General features: G+C 42.2%; 11 protein-coding genes and 1 pseudogene. 6 read left to right on the top strand and 6 right to left on the bottom strand.

Annotated features, from left to right (window positions below; genetic code table 11):
• The first annotated feature begins 58 nt into the window (after positions 1-58).
• Positions 59-1,605 (top strand): IS3 family transposase gene (locus tag J8Z25_RS18960; RefSeq protein ID WP_250661090.1). Its coding sequence is split into 2 segments (ribosomal slippage): positions 59-539 and positions 539-1,605, totalling 1,548 coding nucleotides; the frame shifts between segments, so codons are not numbered across the junction.
• Between the two features lie 1,008 nt (positions 1,606-2,613).
• On the opposite strand, the gene J8Z25_RS18955 is transcribed toward J8Z25_RS18960, so the two are convergent.
• Positions 2,614-4,485 carry a monovalent cation:proton antiporter-2 (CPA2) family protein gene (locus J8Z25_RS18955; RefSeq protein ID WP_250662054.1) on the bottom strand — a complete coding sequence of 624 codons (1,872 nt, stop codon included), beginning with the start codon at positions 4,483-4,485 and terminating at the stop codon, positions 2,614-2,616.
• Positions 4,486-4,642: 157 nt separating this feature from the next.
• The gene (locus J8Z25_RS18950) at positions 4,643-5,542 is read right to left on the bottom strand and encodes an IS5 family transposase (protein ID WP_250661049.1); all 900 of its coding nucleotides are present in this window, start codon (positions 5,540-5,542) and stop codon (positions 4,643-4,645) included.
• A gap of 208 nt (positions 5,543-5,750) precedes the next feature.
• Between J8Z25_RS18950 and arfA the strand changes: the two genes are divergently transcribed.
• From arfA to J8Z25_RS18935, 3 genes and pseudogenes are all read left to right on the top strand, one after another.
• Positions 5,751-5,942 (top strand): alternative ribosome rescue factor ArfA, encoded by a 192-nt coding sequence (gene arfA, locus J8Z25_RS18945; RefSeq protein WP_054563243.1) that lies wholly within the window; start codon positions 5,751-5,753, stop codon positions 5,940-5,942.
• A 463-nt stretch (positions 5,943-6,405) separates the two neighbouring features.
• On the top strand, positions 6,406-9,570 hold the full coding sequence (locus tag J8Z25_RS18940; RefSeq protein ID WP_250662053.1) for a glycosyl hydrolase family 18 protein: 3,165 nt from the start codon (positions 6,406-6,408) through the stop codon (positions 9,568-9,570).
• 52 nt (positions 9,571-9,622) lie between these two features.
• Positions 9,623-10,141: pseudogene (locus J8Z25_RS18935) on the top strand (lytic polysaccharide monooxygenase auxiliary activity family 9 protein); the annotation flags it as partial.
• Between the two features lie 252 nt (positions 10,142-10,393).
• Here J8Z25_RS18935 and J8Z25_RS18930 read toward each other — a convergent pair.
• Entirely contained in the window at positions 10,394-11,419 is a 1,026-nt protein-coding gene (locus J8Z25_RS18930) for an IS110 family RNA-guided transposase (RefSeq protein WP_250659740.1), read from the bottom strand.
• A 100-nt stretch (positions 11,420-11,519) separates the two neighbouring features.
• Between J8Z25_RS18930 and J8Z25_RS18925 the strand changes: the two genes are divergently transcribed.
• Positions 11,520-12,260 (top strand): substrate-binding periplasmic protein, encoded by a 741-nt coding sequence (locus J8Z25_RS18925; RefSeq protein WP_250662384.1) that lies wholly within the window; start codon positions 11,520-11,522, stop codon positions 12,258-12,260.
• On the opposite strand, the gene J8Z25_RS18920 is transcribed toward J8Z25_RS18925, so the two are convergent.
• The 3 genes from J8Z25_RS18920 to J8Z25_RS18910 form a co-directional block, all read right to left on the bottom strand.
• A complete protein-coding gene (locus J8Z25_RS18920) occupies positions 12,261-13,766 on the bottom strand; it encodes a phospholipase effector Tle1 domain-containing protein (protein ID WP_250662383.1) in 1,506 nt (501 codons plus the stop codon).
• A gap of 127 nt (positions 13,767-13,893) precedes the next feature.
• On the bottom strand, positions 13,894-17,415 hold the full coding sequence (locus J8Z25_RS18915) for an ATP-binding protein (protein WP_250662382.1): 3,522 nt from the start codon (positions 17,413-17,415) through the stop codon (positions 13,894-13,896).
• Positions 17,416-17,467: 52 nt separating this feature from the next.
• The gene (locus J8Z25_RS18910) at positions 17,468-18,418 is read right to left on the bottom strand and encodes a GGDEF domain-containing response regulator (RefSeq protein WP_250662381.1); all 951 of its coding nucleotides are present in this window, start codon (positions 18,416-18,418) and stop codon (positions 17,468-17,470) included.
• A 146-nt stretch (positions 18,419-18,564) separates the two neighbouring features.
• Here J8Z25_RS18910 and J8Z25_RS18905 point away from each other — a divergent pair, with 146 nt between their 5' ends.
• Positions 18,565-19,152: a response regulator gene (locus tag J8Z25_RS18905; RefSeq protein WP_250662380.1), complete on the top strand. Its 588-nt coding sequence runs from the start codon at positions 18,565-18,567 to the stop codon at positions 19,150-19,152.
• The last annotated feature ends 12 nt before the right edge of the window (positions 19,153-19,164 follow it).

Genomic DNA, 19,164 nt, shown 5'->3' with positions numbered 1-19,164 from the left:
CTGTAGCCCCCTGTGTCAGGATAGTTGTCGCCTCTAACATTTAGCAGAGGCAAATAAAATGAGACGTCAATTTACACAAGAATTTAAAGTTCAAGCTGTTGAAAAAGCATTATCTCAATGTGATGATGTTCGCTTAGAAGATATTGCAGATGATTTAGGTGTCGGTTATTCAACGTTACAACGTTGGATAGCACTGGCAAAAAAGCATCAACTTGAAATACACCAGACGGGTAGCCAAATGACAGCAGAAAAACGACCACAAGACTGGAGTTTAGAAGAAAGGCTCAACGCGGTCATTGAGTGTGGAAGTTTAGATGAAGCCGCCATAAATGAATACTGCCGTAATATAGGGCTTTATCCGCATCATATTCAGCAATGGAAGAAAGACTTAGTAACACCACCTTCAAATAAAACAGTAAAGTCAGACAGTAAACAGCTTAAGCAAGAAATAAAGCAACTGCAAAAAGAACTGAATCGCAAAGATAAGGCCTTAGCTGAAACTGCCGCTCTGCTTGTGCTCAAAAAAAAAGCGGATGCACTTTGGGGTTTCAACGAGGACGATTAACAACAGCGACTGAGCGACATGAATTAATAACGCTTATCACAAACGCACAGGCTTCAGGGGCAAGGAAAGAAAAGGCATGTGAGTTACTTGGACTGACACTAAGAACCGTTCAGCGATGGATTGAAGCAGACGATATGACTGACAAACGGACGAGTACGAAAAAACAGCCGCCAAACCGTCTCACAGAGTTAGAGCGGCAGCGCATTATTAATACGGTTAATTCAGCCGAATATGGGCATTTACCGGCCAGTAAAATAGTCCCTAAGCTGCTTGATAAGGGCATATGGATAGCGTCTGAAAGTTCGTTTTATCGTGTCATGAAGGCACATAACTTATTAACGCATAGAGAAAAAGTAAAGCCAGCTAAGCCGATGAAAAAGCCAAGAGCATTGAAAGCAGTGCGTGCAAATGAAGTATACACTTGGGATATCACCTATTTACCAACGAGCGTAAAAGGGCAATTTTTATACTTATATTTAGTGATGGACATTTTTAGTCGAAAGGTTGTTGGCTGGCAGGTTTACGACACACAGTTAAGTGAATTAGCCGCAGATTTAATGAAGGATATTTGCAGTCGGGAGCAAATAAAGCGCGAGCAAGTCACGTTGCACTCAGATAATGGTAGCCCAATGAAAGGCGCGACATTACTGGCAACATTACAGGAGTTAGGGATTGTGCCATCATTTAGTCGACCGTCAGTAAGTAATGACAATCCATACTCTGAGTCGTTATTTAAAACGTTAAAGTATCGCCCAGAATACCCAGAAAAGGCATTTGAAGATATAAGCGCAGCAAGAGAATGGGTAAGTGGGTTCGTTGATTGGTACAATAATGAGCACCTACACAGTGGTATAAAATTTGTGACGCCAAACCAACGTCATTCAGGTTTAGATAAAGAAATATTAGCTAAGCGTCAGCAGGTAAACGACGCAGCTAAATTGAATAACCCAAGTCGTTGGTCAGGAAAGTCACGAGACTGGTCAATGATAAATGAAGTAAATTTAAACCCTGAGAAAAAAGAAGAAATGCGGGCGGCATAAAATTTAACTTGAGGCGACAACTAACTTGAAAAACTCCGGTAGCAGCGATTTTATATCGCGTTTCTCTCGCACTTTTTTGGGTTTCCACCTGCATTTAAACACTCCAAAATCTGTCTAGTAGAATGCTTCCAAATAACAAAATCCAACCTGCAACTATAATTGTGTAGTAGACAGTCGAGTTTATTATTGGCTCTAAAGTGAAGTGTGGTGAAAATAATTTTTTTAGCGATTTAAAGAATAGCTTTGGGTTTAAGCTACCCGCTAAAATTATAAGTGAAATTGCTAGACAACTAATGAATTCGAACCAGTTTAGACTTTGTAATATAAGCGAATTAACACCGACAGTTAAATTAATAATTGCTGCCAATCCGAACAAAATAGATAGCAGCTTTTCCTTTTTATTAAGCGTTTCCATACTGTAATACTCCTTATTACATTATTTAATACCTTATATTTCGGTAAGTTACGAGAAACGAGTTTGTAGCAGCGATTTTATATCGCGTTTCCTCTCGCATCTCACACCTCATATCTCAAGTCAGCAGGTCTTCCTCACCAATGTCGCGGAATAAAACCGCTGCTACGTAGGCGTTATGCTTGCATGGCGCGCGAAACAAGTTTCACGCCTACGTCCAATCGTTTTACATTTGTGTGGTGTTTGAGAGTTCATGGCTGAAGCCATTCCTACAAACGACATTAAATTTGTAGTAGCGATTTCATATCGCGTTTATTCTCGCATCTCACACCTCATATCTCAAGTCAGCAGGTCTTCCTCACCAATGTCGCGGCATAAAGCTACTGCTACGTAGGCGTTATGCTTGCATGGCGCTACGTCAAATCGTTTTACATTTGTGTGGTGTTTGAGAGTTCATGGCTGAAGCCATTCCTACAAACGATATCAAATTTGTAGTAGCGATTTCATATCGCGTTTACTCTCGAACCTAACACCTAACACCTAACACCTAACACCTAGCTCCTAGTACCTTGTCCCTAGCCCCTCTAACCTCGCACCTAGTTACTTGTAACTCGTTCGCAAATCTCGCGCATTTGATGTTTTATTTCGGGTTCTTTTTCATCGAATATTTTATTGATACGTTCGATATAGGCATGGTTTTCTTCGAATGGTACGCCGATTTCGTAGACATCGGCGGCTTCGCGTAGCATTTCTTTATCAAACTCACTGAAGATATTGATCATTTCTTGGGCTTTTTCTCGCTCAATACCCAGTGCCTCAAAGGAAGAGCGACCCATGCGCAGTGTACTGTCATATGTTTCGCGGATAATATCGCGACAGCCGTAAGCCCATAAATCGTAAACATGGTGGCGATCAACTGCGCGGGCAACTACATGTAAATGCGGATAATTTTGCATAGCATAGCGGACTAATTTAGTTATTTGCTCTGCATCATCAAGTGCGACAACCAGCAATTTAGCACCTTCAATGCCTGCTGCACTTAGTAGGTCAGGTCGAGTTGCATCACCAAAAAAGTTACGAATACCGACACGCTCTAGCGCTTCGAGTTGCTTGTAGTTGTAATCAATCACAGTGGTTTTATAGCCGCCAGCTTGTAATATACGATCAACAAGACCTCCGATCCTTCCTGAGCCGGCAATGACTACATGACTATCATCAGGAAATTCCTCTTCATTTTGCTTGGCCTGTTCATAAATAAAGCGTGGTGCTATCACACGTTGATAGAGAATAAATAAGCCTGGCGAAAGCAGCATGGATAAAGTAACAACCAGTAATAGTTGGGCGGCAACGGCTGTGGCTAAAACATTATTAGACACACTGTAAGCCAGTAGTACAAAACCAAACTCACCAGCTTGTGCAAGCCCCAGTGCTAGCAACCAAAGTGAGGCGCCTCTAAGACCAAAAATACGACCTAAAATTAATAGCACAACTGTTTTAGTTACAATCAGTGCGCCGGTTAGTAGCATTATGGTGGTAAGGTTATCTGCGAGTAATTGAAAGTTGATACTCGCGCCAACGGTTATAAAGAATAATCCAAGTAATAGCCCTTTGAAGGGATCGATATTACTTTCGAGCTCATGTTTATAAGGTGAATTTGCAAGCACTACACCTGCCAAAAAGGTACCAAGCGCAGGTGATAAGCCAACTAATGACATCATCAAAGCGATACCAATAACAAAGAATAAAGCCGTTGCGGTAAATAGTTCACGAAGCCGTGCTTGTGCTACAAATCTAAAAATGGGGGCGGTTAAATAGTTACCACCAAAAATGACGAGCGCTATCATACCTAAAGTAACCAGTGCTGCTTGCCAGCTCTCAAGGCCCGCCACTAAGCTTAAGCCAGCATGACCGTCTTCGCTTGCATGGGCTGTATCTGCCATGACGGGTGCTAATTCTGGCAAAGCTAGCAATGGAATAAACGCCAGCATAGGAATAACAGCTATATCTTGGGTGAGTAATACGCTAAATGAGGCTTGGCCACCATCTGATTTTAATAGCCCGCGCTCTGAAAGCGTTTGCAGTACAATTGCGGTAGATGAGAGCGATAAAATTAAACCTATTGTGAGTGCCGATTGCCAAGCATGACCAAATGCTAAACTAATACCAGTAAAGGCTGCGGCTGATAAAACCACCTGTCCGCCACCAAGACCAATAAGCTGTTTTCGCATTGACCAAAGCGCTTTGGGCTCAAGCTCTAAGCCAACAATAAACAGCATCATTACCACACCAAACTCAGCAAAATGCTGGATGGCAATCACATCAACATTTAAAAATGTCAGTGTTGGCCCAATAATAATACCCGCGAGTAAGTAGCCAAGCACTGAGCCAAGCCCAAACTTGCTGGCGATAGGCACGGCAATAATGCCTGCAATAAGGAAAATATAGGCTATTAGGAGAAAGTCAGTCATCGTAATCCTGTTTGTTTTTAATTAACTATGATTGTTTTCGCTAGTTTTGCCAGCAGTTAGGTAGTGAATGCAATCAAAATACGAATTTAGTCAGAAAAATGACAACAAGGCATGGGCCTTGTTGATCAAATACAGCTCTCTAACAAACTCACTTAACTTACTGATATTTAGGCAGACCAAGGGTGTTGATCTTATTTAGCGCCTTCACTTTGATCATCGCTTCAACCAGCTGGCGATTGTAATCACGCGCATTTAGCTTAGCCCCCATCAACTGTTTAAAACGGTACATCGCTGTTTCTGCTAATGAGCGCACATGATATCCACTGAGCTTTTTCCATTGTGCGATTCCTAACTTATTGCACAACATGACAGCCTCATTGCGTGGATGCTTATCAGTCCACAGCCGTGCATTCTCTCTCGGCGGGATAGCAGGTATCGCGCCTTTTTCAGTAATTTCTGCATAGCAGCGGCGGCTATCATAAGCACCATCAGCGCTCACTCTATCTATACGCCGGCGTAATGGTCTTATCAAATCTTGGAGGGTCTCGCCGTCGGTGACGTTACTGAGCGTCATTTGCGCCCCCACAATATCATGCGTGTTGGCATCCACCGCAAGGTGCAGTTTTCGCCACTTTTTTCTTGCCTTTACGTGGTGCTTCTGTGCATGCCATTCACCTTCGCCAAACACCTTAAGTCCTGTGCTATCAACTACAATATCTACAAATCCAGTGGTGCGGACTTTACTGCGAAATTTAATATTCAACTCAGCACTGCGCTTACACAGACAACTGTAGGTTGGGGCTTCAAGCGGAAGCTTCATCAAAGATAATACCGATTGTGTGAACCCTTGTAGTGCCCTGAACGACAAGCCAAAGACAGCTTTGAGTGTTAAGCAAGTTTCAATAGCAAGATCAGAGAAATGATTAGAGCGGCCACGCCCACCGTGAGTACATTCGTTATACCAATGACGCGTTGCTTTTTCGTCAAACCAGAAGCGAATATTACCGCGGTTAACGAGGGCTTGATTATAGTGAGACCAGTTTGTGATTTTGCTCATTGTTGTTGCACGGGCTAGTAGGATATAGATGATCTGATCACAGGCTGGCAAGATAGTTCAAACTTTTAGGAAACAACGCCCAAGGCATGGTGTTTAGTAAAAGCGCTTAAGACAAAATAAGTGGGGAAATCATCGTTTTTTTCTTAAAAACCGCTTGCGTAGCGCTTAGGTAGGTATATACTCGCAACACTTTAAATAGGAGCAAAAAATGAGCAAAAAGAAACAACGCACACAAGGCCAAGTTGATACAGGTCGTGGTGTAATTAACGATAATGTGTACGCCGCAATGGTGACATCTAAGCTGTTCACCGCAAAAGTAGAGAAACCTAAAAAAGGTAAAGGTGCATATCAACGTAAGGCAAAACATGCAGGACGAGAGTCCTATTTAATCGCTGCTTAATTAAGTTGTGATCAAATAGGATTTTTGTGAAAAGCAAACACTGAGTGTTTGCTTTTTTTACGACTAAAATTTGTGTTAAGAATAACTTTCACTCAATTTTTATAGAAATTTTTACCTGAAAACTAATTTATTCGTTATATACCTATAATCGATACGATAATTATTTTCGCCTACCCTCACACAAGCGTTGCTTGTTTTTTATACAAGCTAGAAGTACCGCGCTTTCCATGGTTAAATTATTGTTAATTTTATGTTCATTTTTACTCGGTAGAATCATTCTCGTTTTTGCTTTTTGATAAAAATAATTAATTCTTTTTTAGTGGTTCTAACTAAATCATACACCAAAAAGTGCGTTTATTTTACCTGTTATAGGTAGATTTGGACTTGACGAACTACCACTTTGTGTTACTTTAAAGTTGGATTTGTAAAATAAATGTTATAAAACTTTGGGCGGAGGGAGCGAATGAGCTCGCATAAATTAATAAAAAATGCTTTTAAACTGAGTGCACTGTCACTGGGTTTATATGGCTTTACAGCACACGCTGCGATTGATTGCAGCAACTTAGAAGTGTGGCAACAAGGGCAAACACATGTTGGTGGTGATCAGGTTCAGGCACAAGGTAGCGCTTATGAAGCCAAGTGGTGGACGCAAACTAATCCTGTGGAGACTTCTGGTGTCGATCAAGAGTGGCGTTTATTGGGTGTTTGTGACAGCGTTGTCAATGAGAATCAAGCGCCTCAAATTAGCAGCTTAACACCCGCAGAGGGTTCTTTATTTACCATTAGTGACAGCGTTGTCATAAGTGCGGTTGCCGCTGATCCTGATGGTAGCGTGGCAAGTGTAGAGTTTTTTGTTGATGGAACATCGCTGGGTGTTGTGACAAGCACACCTTACTCAGCGAGCTGGCAAGCAACCCAAGGCAGTCATGTGATTAGTGCGGTCGCAACGGATGATTTAGGCCTAACCTCTGCAGCCGTTGCACATTCAGTGAGTGTGTCTGATGACGTTGAGCCAGTTAACCAATCGCCGGTGGCGAGCATTGAATTTAGCTCACTGCCATCGCAAGTAACGGTGGGTGACAGTGTGGTGTTTGCGCTTTCTGGCACTGATAACGATGGCCAAGTAACTGCGTTATCGTTAACTGAAAACAGCACCGAAGTTCATCAAGCAAGTGCTGCTTCTTCAAGTTATACCTGGCAGGCACCTGCAGTTGGGCAATTTTCATTTACCTTAACGGTGACCGATAACGAAGGCGCGACGGGGACACAAAGTAAAGTTGTTAATGTTGTTGAAGCAACAGAACCAGGTACAGATTGTAAACCGCAAGGCTTATATCAAACCCCAGGTGTGAATACCCCATACTGTAGCGTATATGATGCAAATGGCCGTGAGAAAATGGGCGCAGATCACCCACGCCGTGTTATTGGTTACTTTACTAGTTGGCGAAATGGTGCCAATGGTCAGCCAAGTTACTTAGTTAATGATATTCCATGGGACAAGATCACCCATATTAACTATGCCTTTGCGCATGTTGATGGCAATAACAAAGTATCGATAGGTGATCCAAATGCAGCTGGCAACCCAGCGACAAACATGACTTGGCCGGGCGTTACCGGCGCTGAAATGGATCCAAGTTTTAGTTACACAGGTCACTTTAACTTACTCAATAAATTTAAAAAACAACACCCAGATGTAAAAACCTTAATCTCTGTAGGTGGTTGGGCTGAAACCGGTGGTTATTTTGGTGCAGACGGTACTCGCGTAAATAGCGGTGGTTTCTACACGATGACAACTAATGCCGATGGCTCAGTGAACCAAGCGGGGATTGATGCCTTTGCGAAAAGTGCTGTTGAGTTTATTGAAACCTACGGTTTTGATGGTGTCGATATTGATTACGAATACCCATCGTCAATGAATGACTCAGGCCACCCTGATGATTTTCCTATCTCTAATGCACGTCGCGCAGGTCTTAATGCCTCTTATCGTGTATTGATGCAAAAACTACGTGAAGAACTTGATATTGCAGGTGAAAAGGCTGGTAAGCATTACTTGTTAACGATTGCTTCGCCATCTTCAGGATACTTATTACGTGGTATGGAAACATTCCAAAGCGTGAAGTATCTCGATTACGTTAACATCATGTCTTATGACTTACATGGTGCATGGAATTCACATGTAGGCCATAACGCAGCCTTGTTTGATACCGGTCTTGATTCTGAATTAGCGCAATGGGGCGTTTATACCACCGCTGAGTTTGAAGGTATTGGCTACTTAAATACGGATTGGGCTGTGCGTTACTTCCGCGGTGCGGTCTCTGCAGGTCGGATCAATATTGGTATTCCATATTACACCCGTGGCTTTAAAGATGTGTCGGGCGGTACTAATGGTTTATGGGGCCAAGCAGCGCTGCCAGATCAATCAAAATGTGCGAAAGGGACTGGCGTTGGTGAGAAAAACCAATGCGGTAATGGTGCACTTGGCATAGATAACCTATGGCACGATAAGAACGATGTTGGTGAAGAAATGCCAGCAGGTTCGAACCCACTATGGCATGCGAAAAATCTCGAAAATGGCATTAACCCTTCTTACCTTGAAATCTATGGCCTAACGCCAGAAACCGATGCAGACGATGTATTAACAGGAACTTATACACGTTTCTACGATGATGTAGCTGTTGCTCCATGGCTTTGGAATGCAGAGAAAAAGGTATTCTTATCAATCGAAGATGAGCAATCAATGGCAACCAAAGTTGATTATGTTATCAACAATGGCCTTGGTGGCATCATGTTCTGGGAGCTTGCCGGTGACTATGATTATGACTCAGCGAAAGGTGAGTACTTCATGGGCTCAAGCTTAACAACACTTGCTTACGATAAATTTAACCAAAGTGGTGTGGCTTATAACACGCATCAAGGCAATGTCGATTTCACCATTCCTAGCGAAGCTGTTGACGTAAGCTTTGTAGTGAAAGACTTCCCAATTGGTGATGATAACTACCCAATTGCACCTACATTCGCATTCACCAATAACTCAGATATCGACTTAAGCGGCGCGAAAATCAGCTTTGATGTGCCCGTTTCTACCTCTGCGATTTTCAAATCAAATTGGAATGCACAAGAAAAGCTCGGTATGGCTGTTGAAGCGAATGGCTCTAATGCGGCTGGCGATAATATCGGCGGCTTTGAAAATGAGTTCCATCGTTTTTCAATCACTTTAGTGAATGAGTGGGGCGGTATCGAAAAGTCATTTAACACAGGTGAAACCGTTGAAGCACAAGTTATGTACTACATGCCAATTACAGGGCCAACTAACTTCACTATTGAGAAAAATGGCAAAACCTACGCCTTCAAATACGAATACCTAATGCTACCGGATGGCACTGCCGGCAGTGGTGATACTGGCGGTGACACCGGTGGTGGTACGGGTGGCGAGGGAAGCTGTAATGGTGTTGATGTAGCGAGCATCCCTGTGTATCCAAATTGGCCGCAAACTGATTGGGCTGGTAATCCAAGCCATGCTGTTGGCGGCGACCTAATGTATCACAACAACGTGATTTACGAAGCAAAGTGGTGGACGAGCACAGAGCCAGGCACATCTGCTGACTGGACGGTGAGTTGCACGCTTTAACCAACTAAGCGGAGCAAGGACTTTGCTCCGCATTTCTACAGCGAGAACAACAATGAAAGTAATGAAATCAAAGGCATTGTCTTTATCGGCAGTGGCAACCAGCATGCTGATTGCCTGTGCATCAAGCCATGTGAATGCCCACGGATTCTTAGAAAGCCCAAAGGCACGCCAAGCATTTTGTAATGCTGATGGCGGGTACTGGTGGCCTGCTGATGGCACGGGTATTCCTAATCTTGCTTGTCGAGCAGCGTTTGTTGAAGCAGGGCATGTGCAGTTTGTGCAAGACATTGAATTTTCGGCTAATACCATTGATTACACAAACCTTGCGGCAGTTAAACTAAGTGTACCTGATGGCCGACTATGTGCAGCAGGCGACCCAGAAAAACGCGGTATGGATTTACCTTCAGCGCATTGGCAACGCAGTGAGGTTATTCCTAATGCAAATGGCGATATTTTAGTGCGCTTTTTAGCGAGTACGCCGCATAACCCGAGTTTTTGGCAGTTTTATTTAACAAAACCGGGCTTTGATAGTGCGACTCAAGTGCTTACTTGGGATGACCTAGAGCTTGTATATGGTCTCCTCCAACATTGCAAGAATAAACAATGAGTTTTGACAGGGATAGGTTTGCGTTCGTATATCCGGCTTCTTAATTGAAACACTTTGGTTTCGAGCCTCGATGAACTTCGCACATATCGTCCTTATCGTTGACACGAGTTTATCAAACTCACACGCCCTATCAGGTTTTCGATATGTCGGTTTTACCTGTTTGTCATCACTTGATGTTTATTCAGCAATCCTCTGAAGTGAACTCGTTATTCATTGTTAAGCCGTTACCAAATCATCGTTGTAACGACCGCCGTGTTTTAATATCGCCCAACCAACGCGAGCTAACTTATTGGCAAGCGCAACCGCAGCTTTGTTCCTGCCTCGCGTTTGCTCTATTCGCTTTATCCATTTTGCCAGTGGCGTATCTTTGTTCGCACTGACTCGCATAACGGCTCTGGCACCGTGTATCAATAAGGTTCTTAAATACCCATCGCCCCGTTTACTGATACCCAGTAAATTTTGTTTACCGCCGGAACTATGTTGCCTCGGAACTAAACCTATGGAAGCTGATACCGCTCGTCCATTGTTAAATTCACTGCCATTGCCCACATGTTGATAAAACGCACTGGCAATCAATGGGCCAATACCCGGAATACTCTGTAATCGAACACAGGCATCATCTTTACTTAAGTCATGGATTTTTTGAGTATAAACATCCAGGTGCGCTTTAAGCTCTGACAACTTTTTATAGTGTTGTTCCAATAATTCCTTGAACAACTCACTCAACCCATTATTTGCTTCTCTATCGTATAACTCAGGCAAGGCCTTATAAACATTATGTACTCCCAATGGAATGACAATCCCATACTCATACAATAAGCCTCGTATTTCATTACTATTCGCTGTTCTGTCTCGCTCACATTTCTTGCGTAGTACATGCAGCGATTGAATATCTTGTTGGGTTTGGGTTTTTGTTCTAACAAAACGCATTTCTGGTCGCACAACAGCTTCGGCTATGGCTAATGCATCATTAAAATCTGTTTTGTTACCTCTGACATAAGCCTTTACGTGTTGAGGCGCTATTTGTTTTACCCGATGCCCCAGTTTTTCGAGTTCTCTTGCCCAGTAATGTGCACTGGCACATGACTCGACTCCAACTAGGCAATCATCTAGTTGAGCAAAATAATTCAGTATTTCTTTTCTTCTCAGGATTTTTTTCTTAACAATTTTACCTACTTGATTACAGCAAACCACATGACTCACATTCTTTGCTAAATCTAATCCAACTGTTGTAATATTCATCTCGGTCTCCTCGCTTTATTACTTGAATCGTTCAATTCCAAGTTTGGCACATTGCGATGCCGAAAGGGAGGAGACCATTTCATCGTTGATGGTTTTAAAAGTGCTGTTATTAATTCTTACTGCTTTAATAAGTGCTTCTGCTTTTAGTTGTGAGAAAACCTTAAAGGTAGGCATTAGTCAGCAATGGGCGCCTTATGCATTTACCCAAAATGATCAGCTGACTGGCATTGATATTGATATAGTAAACCTAATACTAAAGGATGCGGGCTTTTGTGCTAAATTCGTTATTATGCCGTCTTCAAAGCGCGGTTTTGCTGAGCTAAAACATGGTAAAATTGATGTGTTGCCAGCTGCTAGCTATAGCAAAGAGCGTGATTCATTTAGCTTCTTTTCAGAGCCTTACCGTAATGAGGTGATGCGGTTGTTTTGGTATCCCCATAACCGTTTAGACGCTCTAGACTTACAAGGGCTGCTTGATCATCAGCAAGTAATTTTGACTAATAGCGGTAGTTATTATGGCCCAGAATTTACTCAGTTAGCTCAACAAGCTAAATACAAAGAACAACTCGTTACTGTGGCGTCCTTACGCCAGCGCCTCGCTATGCTAGTTGCTAGGCGAGTCGATTTTTTTGTTGATGATGAATTAGCCGGTTTATATTTAATTCAAAAAAATAAACTGCGGGGTATCGAAATCTACCCTTATATTGTCCACAATGACAGTGTTCATCTAATGCTTAATGAAATTAACTTGTCAGCAGAAGAAAGAGCCGCTATTGATTCTGCTATTCTAAAAAATCAGCAAGCGATAATCGAAATTACCGCTCGGTATGTAATTAAGTAATTAACCCAAACGAGTAACGCGCAGTTTAATCCGCCCCGCATTCGCCCCATAAAAGCGGTTTAGGTCGTTGGCAAAAGGGCAAAATTCGCCAGATTTAGTAATACGAATATCGGCACCCTCAGCAATCTCAAATAAGTGATCGTCGTTGTTATCGATAGCGCCAATCAGTGCAAACCATTGTGCGTGTGGTAAACGTCTAAATGGCTCTAGCACGGCCATTGGAATTTCTTTTACACCAAGTTGGATATTATCTCGATGCCAGCCTGCTGGACCGCAGCTAATACCATCGTCATACCAGGTTTGCTCAGGGTAAGGGGTGAAGCGATAAGTACCGCCTTGCTCCAACATTAAGCCTGTGTGGTTGTACTTTTCGGCACCATACACAAATACATCTTTACTCTCATCAATACTCAGCACCGTCATATTTTGCTTATCAAGCGCAATATGCGGGCTTAATCCCTTAAAATTTAAGCGCGTTTCATCATTGTATAGCACATCGTAGTGAAGGCTTTTTAACGACTCTGGACGATAGCTTGTTAGGCGGTTAATGCGCTCTGCGACGGTGTAATGAATGGTTGGCGCGAACGTGCTTTGTTCGTTATCAACCAGAACACAGCATTCGCGGTCTACTAGTTTAAACAGGGGGTTAAACCAAAAATAATTTTGCTGATGACTAAGTGCCAGCGGATCAGGGGTAACGGTCACATCATCTTGGGCGATGAGGTTACTGTGCTCTTCAGGTAATAAGGTGTTGTAATTGATATCTGCGCTGGTGAGCAGGTTTAGCGTTACGGTTTGTTCAATAAGCCACTCAATCGCATATCGAAGACAAATGTCGGCTAAACCATCTCGATAGTATCCGCCGCCAACATCTGAATGAGCGCCCGCAAACCAGATCTCTTGAACGTGCGGTGCTTTATTTATAAGTGTCGGTTCAAATGCACGGCGCTTTTCATCGAGAGCAACGCAATGAAGGGCTGCTTTAACATTATTTGCTAGCGTGTAGTTTTCAAAAATGACATGCTCAGCACCGCGGGTTGCTTTTGTTACCTTTGAAAAACCAATTGATGCAACGGTATCAAATACACATAAGTAAACATCATCACTAATAAGTGGCTCTAAACATTTGGCAAAGCGCCTTGCCAGTGCAGCACCCCGGCTAAAACCAGTCAGAAGTATTTTATCACCCACAGTGTAGTAGCTCTTAAAGTCGCTCATTGCACGATTTAAAATGCTGGCAACATCATCACCTCTTGGTGCAAGGGCTTGATTGAATAAACGTCGAAAGCGGCTACCTTGGGTGCCTATGCCCTGATAATAAAAGCTAAGTTGGGTTGGAAATGGTGTTTCGGGTTCGCTATTGAGTGCGCCACCAAAAAGTAAATGAAGTTTAAGAATATTAGAAATACTGGCGTCTTCTTTGAAGTGTGCAGCGCTGAATTGTTCAGCATCACGAGGCTCGCTGCCTGTGCCATCAAAGTTGAAAATCAGCGTTTTAGCGGTCATAGCGTCATTCCTTTAGTGGTTTGTATAAACATACTCCCACTTTATGAAAATTAGAAGACAAATATGCGGCGCTTTAATGAAAAATGGGCTTTGATTTTCAAAGCCCATTTATTTGCTATTAATATAATTAGCCGACCCTGGCTACGGTATGCTTTTGTAAAATTTCTAACAAAATCTCGTAGTCTTTTTCGATTTCGAGTAGCTTAAGTTGAATATCTTTTAGCGTATTGCCCTTACTTGCGGCCAGTACCTCTAGTTCAGTAAAGTGCAGGTGCAATTTGGCTGCGCCCACATCGCCGCAGGTTCCTTTAAGCGCATGGCTGGTGGTTGCAATCGCATGGTAGTCTTTGTCTTTGATTGCTTGTGTTAGCAGCGTTATTTTTTTATGTGAGCTTTCTAAAAACATTTTACTCACTTTGTTTAATAGCACCTCGTTATTCATCAAACGACCGAGGGCAGCTTCGCGATTCCAATGCTGTTTTTCTTCATCGATTAACTCTTCTTGCAGTATAGCGGGCGACTGATTTACCTCAGGCACGGCAATCGTTTTTGGCGCTGTATGATGTTTAGGGTACGTTGATGCAACCCATTTCGCCGTAGTGGTGATGAGCTTATCGGCACTGATTGGTTTTGTGATGTAATCGCTCATACCTGCATTTAAGCACTTTTTACGCTCACCGAGCATGGCATTGGCTGTCATGGCAATAATTGGGATCTCGCTATGGTACTCTCCACCAGCCCCTTTGCGTATTTGTGCCGCAGCATCATAGCCATTTAACACAGGCATTTGGCAGTCCATTAACACGCAGTTAAATGGGTCGTCTTCAGGTGCACTTGCTAATATTTCAATGGCTTGCTGACCATTCGACGCCATTTCAAAGCGCAGTGCCAAGCTCATTAATGTGCCTTTGGCAACTGCAGCATTAATATCGTTATCATCAACAATGAGCACTTTTGCGCCTGCAATATCAACATCTATGTGAATTTGCGTATCAGTCTCGCGACGAAGTGGTGTTGTGTCTTGAGCAGGCTGCTCTTGTATGAGTCGTTCATCAGCTAGTTTAAGTAAAAACTCAGAGATAAGCACAGGTTTAGATAAGCGCATAAAGGTGCAGAATTTAGCTTGCGGTGGTGGTTCGGTTGGGTTTATAAGCACCACTAATTTAAAGGGCAGGCTATGGTCATAGGTATTTTCAGTAAAGCTATCAAGTTTTGCGAGTAACGGATTGCCAGGCTCTAAAATTAGCGTATCAAAGGGCATGTTATCGCTTACCTCAAAGCTTTCTAGGTCAACATTCGTGAGCTGTCCACCGCAATGAGAGATTAGTTTTGTTAAGCTTCGTTCAAGCTCTGGTTGTTTAACTGACACAGCAAACACGCTGTCTTTTAAGCGGCTGCTTGGTTGGCGTTTTTCTACATTTTGGCTGTCTAACTGAATGGTAAATGTGAAAGTACTGCCTTTCCCCTCAGTTGATTCAAAGGAAATTTGTCCATTTAACAAACTAGCTAGTTGCTTACATATTGATAAACCAAGTCCAGTGCCGCCATATTGTGAAGCAACACTATTATCGGCTTGGGTAAAAGCACTAAACAATTTATTTTGGTTTTCAGGCGCAATACCAATTCCGGTATCTTGAATTGTGCAGCATAGCTCAACGTTATCATCGCTAAGTCGTTTGCTTGTGGCGGTAAATTTTATAAAGCCCGTTTTAGTAAATTTAATTGCGTTATTAATTAAATTGGTAATCACTTGTGAGTAGCGATGAGGGTCTGTAACAATCGAGCTGTACTCAACATCGGCAATATCTAAAATAAATTCAAGGTTTTTCTCTTGTGCTTTAACAGCCATGCTGCCACTTAAGCTTTCAAAAAACTTAATAGGGTTAAACGCTTTTTTGTCCAAGTCGAGTTTGCCAGCCTCAATTTTTGATAAATCAAGAATGTCGTTAATAAGTACGTTCAAGCTATTAACGCTTACCTCTGTCATTTCTAAATAATGCTGTTGTTGATTACTTAGTGACTCTCGTTTTATTAAATTGAGTGTGCCAATAACACCGTTTAGTGGTGTTCGCATCTCATGACTGATATTTGATATAAAAGCGCTTTTAACTTGGCTGGCTTTTTCTAGCTGGGCAGTTCTTTGTGCGACTTTAATTTCGAGTTCGTTATTTATTTGCTTAATTTTGTCGCTCGCTTGCTTTTCAACGGTAGTGTCGCGAATGAGGATGGCTGTGCCGTTGTGTTGATGATGTTCATCAAAGATAGCTGAAAAAGCGAGTGCTAAATGAGTCGTGTGTTGATTGCTTTGCTGATAGTCGACTTCAATTTCATGTTGCTTTCGTCGGCTTTTAACCTCGTTACATACCTCTTTAATGTTAATATTTGGAAATAGATTCAGTTTGTTTATATCTGCCCCTAAGACTTGTTCACGTTGAAAACCAAACAATTCAGTGGCTGCTTTATTCCAACTAGACACCAGACCTATATCACTTATTGCAATAATGGCATCTTTTGAGCCGCTAATAATGGCTGAAGATACCGCTCTTGCCTCGGCAAGCTCGCGGTTACGCTTTAAATTTCGATGCAAAAATCCAAGTACAAACACCAAAAAAGCAGATACGCCTAACAAAAATGCATAAGTGCTGATCCTCTGTTCGCGTTCCATCGCATTTATTTCAGAATGAGGAAGCATAATGTGGGCATCTATAAACCCTGTTTCTAAATCTCCAGTAAATGGAATGCGTTTACTTAATGCTTCGTATTGTTGTCCGCTTGCAAGGTTAGAGCTAATGCTGAGTATATTTTCTAGATAGGCGGGTTCAGATTTATACACTGAGTCCCAACGTTTGTTTGGCGCTAAGTCGCGGCTAAAGCGTAAGTCTTCATTTGGGTGTACTAAAAAGTAGCCTTCGCTGTCTGTTAGGATCAATGAGTTTGGTGCTTGTACCATCGCATTAAGAGATGCAAATAGGTGAGAGGTGTTAATGTTTGCAATAATCAGCCCATAGCGCTGCATATTTTCATTAAAAATGGGTAAGGCAATACGTAGCATAGGTTTATAAGGATAGTCGAGCTTTCCATATTCACGGTTGAGTGTTATTGCTGATAAATACATATCACCCAGTGACAATTGCGAACTTTGCTGATAATAGTCACGGCCACTTTTATCCTGTAACTGATTATCAGCTTTTACAACTATGCCACCGGCAGCTCTGTCTACTCTGATCAGTTCTTGTCCTGCTTGTTGCGTACTGATGATACGTAATTGCTCGAATTCTGCGTTGGATTGTAAAAACGCGACAAATATCGTTTCTAAACGTTTTTTCCATTGCTTTGAGGTGGTGCTATCTAGCGGATCATTGCCATCGTTCGCAGCGGCTCTTGCAAGCCCTGCTATGGGTGGGGTGGAGTATAAAAACTGTAAATCGTTTTTGTATTTATTAATACTCTCATTTATCTGCACATCTGCGGTAGCGCTTGATTCTCTCAGTCGTTCAGCAACACTGTTATTAATATTTTTATGAAGTTGTAGCTCGAAAAAGAAGATTGCTGAGCACATAATGGCGCCGATAAAAGCAATCGCTAATGGCACTAAAAAGCGTCCTTCAGAGGTTGTTGCTTTTTTCTGGTGTAATACTTCGTAATCCATGGTTTAGCCCTCCATACCGAAAACGTGAGTCGACAGTAAGGTTTGGTTTAGCTTAAAAACTAAAACTGGGTTCAGCAAGTATGCAAACACAGCGGTTTCTCCCTTGATGCTTGGCTTGATAGAGCGCTTTGTCGGCACAGCGAATTAGCTCGTCAGTGTCGATGGCTTCATGCCCAGGAAATGTTGCGCTACCAATACTAATAGAGAGTACTCCAGAGGTTGCATGTGGGTGTTCAATATTTAGTTCACGAATGTTTGCCAAAAGCTTATGAGCAATAAATTGTGCCCCTTGAATATCGGTGTCTGGCAATACACATAAAAATTCTTCACCGCCATAACGAATAGTAGTATCGGTTGGGCGGTTAACACTTTTTTTGATTTCATCAGCAACACGTTTTAGGCATTCGTCACCTTGTTGATGACCAAAAGAGTCGTTGTATTGTTTAAAGTAATCAATATCGAGCATTAATACTGAAAGGGCATTATCGTTTCTGACGGCTAAACGAATGTTTTGATCAAGGGTGTTTTGTAAAAATCGTCGATTGTTTAAACCTGTTAGGCTGTCGTGCTCACAAAGACTTTTGAGTAAGTCGGCTTGTTTTTTTAAGGTCAAATGTGCTTTTACGCGATTAAGTAATGTGGCGCCATAAACCGGTTTTGATACAAAATCGACGGCGCCTGCTTGCCAGCACCTATTTTGGTCATCTTGATCCATAATGGCGGTGATAAAAATCACCGGAATATCGTTGTACTGGGAGTGTTTTTTTAATAGCATGCAAACATCTAGACCGCTCATGGAGCCAAGCATCACGTCAAGCAGTATTAAATCAGGTTTTAGGGTTTCGCACAGGTGCAGCACGTTTTCACCGCAATCTGTGGTGTGCGTTTTATAGAAGGGCGCGAGCAAACTTTCTATTACGGTTGTATTAATTGGTTCATCATCAACAATCAAAATAACAGAATCATTTAGCTTTAAATCTGTGCGACTAGCTACCGGTTGCAAACTATTCCCTCCACGCGATGAATAAAGCATAGACTGGATTCTGGGATTTTCTACAACTTAATAATTTAAAAAAAGTTATTTTTTTTGGCGAGACTGGTGAGATAGGACTAGAGTTTTTTTAGGTATAGATTCTGAGGGCGATGGATATGCTTTTTTCTCATCATAATAATTCACACAACAAAGTGCTTGTTGTTGATGATGAGCCAACTAGTTTATTAATAATGGCGGAGTCGCTGAGCGATCTTGGTGAAATTGTTTGTTGTGATAATGGCGCTCAAGCCATTGAAAAAGCCGCTTTCTTTCAGCCCGATGTGATTTTGCTCGACATTGAAATGCCCGGCATGAATGGCTTTGAAGTATGTCAAAAGCTTAAAAACAACCCTAAAACCGTACAAAGTCATGTGATTTTTGTCACCTCTCATAATGAGCAAATTTTTGAATATCAGAGTTTTGCAAGCGGCGGAATTGATCTTATTCATAAACCCGTTGATTTAAATATTTGCCGGCTCAGAGTGCAAAATCAATTAAAGCTTAAACACCAAGAAGCACAAATACTGGCTGCAAAAAATGATATTTCGACACTCGTTGCGCAAGTACCTGTGTATATATCTTACTGGTCAAATACAGAGGAAAACCTCTTTAGTAATGATGAAACCGCCCATTGGTTTTCAAAAAGCAGCGAGCAAATGTTAGGTTGTTTCGCCAAAGATGTATTACCCGATGAATTATATTAGGCTTTTCATCGC

The sequence above is a fragment of the Pseudoalteromonas sp. SCSIO 43101 genome (assembly GCF_023650775.1).
Taxonomy (GTDB): domain Bacteria; phylum Pseudomonadota; class Gammaproteobacteria; order Enterobacterales; family Alteromonadaceae; genus Pseudoalteromonas; species Pseudoalteromonas apostichopi.
The sequence above is the reverse complement of the archived record's forward strand: the minus strand, read 5'-3'. Positions and strand labels throughout refer to the sequence as shown.

Excerpts from the sequence above, each read along its gene's own strand:
- J8Z25_RS18905 (WP_250662380.1), top strand. The coding sequence starts at position 18,565 with ATGCTTTTTTCTCATCATAATAATTCACACAACAAAGTGCTTGTTGTT.
- J8Z25_RS18950 (WP_250661049.1), bottom strand. The coding sequence starts at position 5,542 with ATGAGCAAAATCACAAACTGGTCTCACTATAATCAAGCCCTCGTTAAC.
- arfA (WP_054563243.1), top strand. The coding sequence starts at position 5,751 with ATGAGCAAAAAGAAACAACGCACACAAGGCCAAGTTGATACAGGTCGT.
- J8Z25_RS18955 (WP_250662054.1), bottom strand. The coding sequence starts at position 4,485 with ATGACTGACTTTCTCCTAATAGCCTATATTTTCCTTATTGCAGGCATT.
- J8Z25_RS18920 (WP_250662383.1), bottom strand. The coding sequence starts at position 13,766 with ATGACCGCTAAAACGCTGATTTTCAACTTTGATGGCACAGGCAGCGAG.
- J8Z25_RS18915 (WP_250662382.1), bottom strand. The coding sequence starts at position 17,415 with ATGGATTACGAAGTATTACACCAGAAAAAAGCAACAACCTCTGAAGGA.
- J8Z25_RS18930 (WP_250659740.1), bottom strand. The coding sequence starts at position 11,419 with ATGAATATTACAACAGTTGGATTAGATTTAGCAAAGAATGTGAGTCAT.
- J8Z25_RS18940 (WP_250662053.1), top strand. The coding sequence starts at position 6,406 with ATGAGCTCGCATAAATTAATAAAAAATGCTTTTAAACTGAGTGCACTG.